Origin of the sequence: Streptacidiphilus monticola (genome assembly GCF_042658505.1) — a bacterium.
In the GTDB taxonomy this organism is placed as follows: domain Bacteria; phylum Actinomycetota; class Actinomycetes; order Streptomycetales; family Streptomycetaceae; genus Streptacidiphilus; species Streptacidiphilus monticola.
Genome location: NZ_JBHSQJ010000039.1, coordinates 6,911 through 7,837, shown reverse-complemented (window position 1 = coordinate 7,837; position 927 = coordinate 6,911). Strand labels below are relative to the sequence as shown.

1 protein-coding gene is annotated in these 927 nt (G+C 74.8%); it reads right to left on the bottom strand.

All coding sequences use genetic code 11. From position 1 onward, the window contains the following. Positions 1–51: 51 nt before the first annotated feature. Positions 52–819: an SRPBCC family protein gene (locus ACFP3V_RS10740; RefSeq protein WP_380582382.1), complete on the bottom strand. Its 768-nt coding sequence runs from the start codon at positions 817–819 to the stop codon at positions 52–54. Positions 820–927: the final 108 nt, after the last annotated feature.

The window sequence follows — 927 nt, the reverse complement described above, 5'->3', positions numbered from 1 at the left end:
CGCCGGCCGGAGCCGGCGGGGCGGCGAAGGCGGAGCTGTAGGCGGGCTGGTTCACCCTTCGTCCTCCTCGGACCGGTCGGCGCGGGCCGCCTCGGACCCGGGCGGCTCCGGCGCGGACTCCTCGTCGGAGTCCGTGCTGCCGGCCTGCCCGGGTGGAGCGTCGGCCCCGGAGCCGTCCTGCCAGGTGACGAACGCCTGGAACCGCTTGAGGTCCAGACGGACGCGCCGGCCCTGGGCGCGCACGAGGTTGCCCAGGTGCTCCAGCACGCCCTTGGGGTGGTACTCCAGGACCAGGACGAGCAAGGTGGCGTCCTCGGCGAGCGGGTGGAAGGTCACCACGCCGCGCAGACGGGTGTCCTCGCTCTCACTGCGCCAGGCCAGGCGCTGCTCGGGGACCTCCTCGACGGTGGTCGCCTTCCACTCCCGCTTCGCCCCGAGCATGCGGGCGCGCCAGCGGGTGGTGTCCTGGTCGAGTTCCTCCACCTCCTGGACGCCGCGGCTCCACTGCGGCGTGTCGCGGAAGCGGACCCAGTGGTCGTACGCCACGTCCACCGGCACGCCGATGACGAGGTTCTCCACGATGGTGACGGGCGTGTCGCCGCTCTGCGTGGAGGACGACCGCCTGATCCGCTCCCAGGCGGAGCGCGGTGACGACGCCTTGGGCAGCCGGGGCTTGGGCAGGTGCGGCTTGGGCAGGCGGGGCCTGACGGAGGGCAGACCCGATTCGAGCCGCTCGGTCAGGTCCTTGACGCCCTGCTCCAGCCGGGCCTCCACGTACTGGGCGGCTGCCTGGCCGAGGGCCTTCGTCGCGGTCGACATCTCAGGCACGCTCCTTCGTGGCGCGGCCGGCCCGCGACCGGGTGGCCCGCGCCGCCGACGCCGCCGTGGCTGCGGCCCGCTTGCGGGGGCTGCGCCGACTGCGCGTCG

Bases quoted from the DNA above. Each gene is read 5' to 3' on its own strand.
- ACFP3V_RS10740 (WP_380582382.1), bottom strand. From the start codon at position 819: ATGTCGACCGCGACGAAGGCCCTCGGCCAGGCAGCCGCCCAGTACGTG.